The 3,312-nt window shown below is 48.6% G+C and carries 2 protein-coding genes; one reads left to right on the top strand and one right to left on the bottom strand.

The genetic code is table 11. The features are described from left to right. Positions 1-677: 677 nt before the first annotated feature. Positions 678-1,865, bottom strand: coding sequence for a pyridoxal phosphate-dependent aminotransferase (locus VZT47_RS09815; protein ID WP_330224782.1), 1,188 nt, complete (start codon positions 1,863-1,865; stop codon positions 678-680). Between the two features lie 344 nt (positions 1,866-2,209). Here VZT47_RS09815 and VZT47_RS09810 point away from each other — a divergent pair, with 344 nt between their 5' ends. Next, entirely contained in the window at positions 2,210-2,761 is a 552-nt protein-coding gene (locus VZT47_RS09810) for a DapH/DapD/GlmU-related protein (protein WP_330224781.1), read from the top strand. Positions 2,762-3,312: the final 551 nt, after the last annotated feature.

Below are 3,312 nucleotides of genomic sequence, written 5' to 3'. Positions count from 1 at the left end.
CCATTAAGGATAGGTCGGATAGATTAGAAGGTTAATTTTTATCTAATAAACCTAAAAATCTACAATATTAGATTTTTGATGTCCTTATTTTGTTGCCATTACCCGAAGTTCGGGGGGCTCCGCGAAGCGGTGGGGGGATGTACGATCATACAAGTCGAAAATGAGCTTAAAGGTAAACTTATCCCGGAGGGCTCCGCGACAGCGGTGGGAGGGAACTGCACTTTGTCAGCCAATTAAACTTCATCGAAATCGTCTGGCGTCCCCCAACGGGGGAAGCTCCCGCAAGCAGGTATTGCGGGGCTGACTATCGCAAGAATGCCAAATGGCTCAAAAGCCCTATGCGTTACGTACTAAAGGAACCTCTCGGAACCCGGAACTTCCATGTCACCCTTATGTCTCCGCGCCATTCCCGGCAAAGATGAGAGCCGAAGGCAGAATTCAATCTGCGCTGCTTCATGAATTGTGCAGCGCACCTTCCCGAATCCCGATGTCCCGATTCCCGGACGATTCAGAGTTTCAAAGACAGTTGATGATTCAAAGCTGCGAAGAATTCAGTTCAAAATCAAAAATGGCGGGCTTCATCATTCTGATGCCCGCCACCTTCCCGCAATCCGCAATCCCCGTTTCCCACGAAAAAAGCCCGCCTATGACAAGGCAGGCTTTTTATTTCCACAAAATTATTTATAGGACTCCATCAGTTTCTTGAAGTACGGCAGGGACCGTTTGATCATTTCCGGATCCACGCAGTAGGAAACGCGGACATAGCCCGGGCATCCGAAAGTATCGGTAGCCACGATGAGGATATTCAGCTTCTTCGCGCGATTCATGAAATCAATGGAATTTCCATCCGGTGCTTTGACGAAAAGATAGAAAGCCCCTTCCGGATACACACATTCATAGCCCAGTTCTTTCAGGCCATTGTAAATCAGTTTGCGGTTCACATCGTAAATAGAAACATCGGAAGTCTTCCCCAGGCAGGCCAGGACCACCTTCTGGAAAAGATTCGGTGCGCACACATAGCCCAGAGCCCGGCCTGCGCCGCAGACCGCCGCATAAAGTTCATCATGCTGATCACATTCTTCCGGCACCAGGATATACCCGATACGGTTGCCCGGAAGCGACAGGGACTTGGAATAAGAATAGCAGATCACCGTATTCTTATAATACTTCGGCACATACACGATGGGGAGGCCGTCATAAATGATTTCGCGGTACGGTTCATCGGAAATCAGATAAATCGTGTGGCCCAGCTCAGCGGACTTCTTCGCCAGCAGTTTTCCCAGGGCTTCGATGGTTTCCGGAGAATACACCGCACCGGACGGATTATTCGGAGAATTGATGAGGACCGCCCGGGTCTTTGGAGAAATCGCCTCTTCCAGAGCGGACAGATTCAGCTGGAAATGTTCCGTATCCGCCGGAATGATGACTTCCTTTCCGCCGGCATTGGAAATAAATACCGTATATTCCGGGAAAAACGGCGCATTGATGATGATTTCCTCCCCTTCCTCCTCGATCAAAGCATGGAGAGTAATGGCCAGAGAAGCCGAAGCGCCGCAGGTCATATAAAAATCGCTGCCCTTAACACCCGCGCCGTACGTCTTATTCATGAAATCAGCCAGGCCTGCGCGGACAGACGGATCCCCTGCTGCTGCCGTATACCCGTTGATTTCCAGAGAAGACTTCGTCTTTTCCATATCGATGACACATTCCGGCACACAATCCGGAGCCGGCACCGTCGGATTTCCGATGGAAAAATCAAATACATGGTCCCTGCCCACAATCTTCGCCTGCTCCTGACCATAATCGAAAAGGTCGCGGATCACGGAACGATTGGACCCCAAAGCATACATTTTCTTATTTGCCATAACAAAATCCCCCTTTTGTGATGATTTCCTAAATTATCAGTCTCCCATGGGACTTTGTCAAGATGGAAATAAGGGAAGTATTGACAAATTTTTGAACGTAAAGGGAAACTGATTTCCTGACTGCCTTTGAATCGGGAGTATCGGGAATCTCGGGAGTATCGGGGCTGTCGGGATGCCTCCCGATACTCCCGACGTCCCCGATTCAAAAGCTTTCAAAGATGAAAGTTTCCCTTTAAAAAGGATGCCCTCATTTTAAGATGACGCCTTCACTGAGAACTGAGAACTGCTGCCTAAAGTTATGATACAATACATATATACCACAGCTTTTACCAAAGGAGCACACTATGGACGTCTTTGAAGAAATATGGAAAACCGGCATCTATGATATGGAAGGCCCTGCCGCCCCAGCAGTCCGCAAAGAAATAGGACGGAGCACCCACCTGTGCTGGGAAATCAATGGCACCGATCCCCTGTACCACGGAGAAATCAATGACCTCATCCGGGAACTCCTCCCCGAATTCCCCGAAGGAGCGAAAATGATTCCCCCCTTCCACATCGATATGGGCCGTTTCATGTACGTAGGGAAAAAATGCTACATCAATTATGGCCTTTCCGTCATGGCATTAGGCGGAATCATTATCAAAGATAACGTCATGATCGGACCAAACGTCACCATTCTGACCGTCAACCACGATCCGAAAAAACTCACCCTCATCCATACCGCCCCGGTCATTATCAAAGAAAAAGCCTGGATCGGAGCCAATGTATCCATCCTCCCCGGAGTCACCATCGGAAAAGGAGCCGTTATAGGCACAGGATCCATAGTCAACCGGGACATCCCCGATTACGCCATAGCCGTAGGAAACCCGGCAAAAGTAGTGAAATACGTGAAATAAACTTTCACTCCATTCATTTTTTTACCCAGTGAAATAAAAGTTATCAGTTCGCAGTTCTTAGAATGGCTGAATTCTTTGAAACTTTGAAAAATCAGCCGTCTTCGAAACTTTGAATCGATCGGGACTCGGGACTGGGGACTCGGGAAGGTGGCCGCCAAATTCATGAGGCGGCCATTTTTGATTTTGGGCTGAATTCTTCGAAACTTTGAATTTTCAGCTGTCTTCGAAACTCTGAATCGATCGGGACTCGGGAAACGGGACTCGGGAAGGTGGCGCGGCACAAATGATATAGCCGCGCCCTTTTATATTTTCTGCACTACAGATGCAAGGCACATTTGAGGAAAGCGTAAAGCATGCTGCAGGGCCCCACCTTTCCAAGCTTGGAAAGGTGGCTGCGGAGCAGCCGGAAAGGTTGTTCAATCGTACAAGGCACATACGAGACTAATGACCTGAAGACTCAGGGGACAAAAGTCTCAAACCCTTAGCATGCTATCGTTTCAGGCTCCCCAAGCTTGGTAATGGCAACAAAATAAGGACATCAAAAATCTAAT

It is taken from the genome of Dialister sp., from assembly GCF_036343215.1.
Classification (GTDB): Bacteria; Bacillota; Negativicutes; order Veillonellales; family Dialisteraceae; genus Dialister.
Note: the sequence above shows the minus strand (reverse complement) of the source record. Positions and strands in the feature narration are given on the sequence as shown.

What these genes read in the sequence shown, in the direction of transcription:
- VZT47_RS09815 (WP_330224782.1), bottom strand. Translation starts at nt 1,865, where the DNA reads ATGGCAAATAAGAAAATGTATGCTTTGGGGTCCAATCGTTCCGTGATC.
- VZT47_RS09810 (WP_330224781.1), top strand. Translation starts at nt 2,210, where the DNA reads ATGGACGTCTTTGAAGAAATATGGAAAACCGGCATCTATGATATGGAA.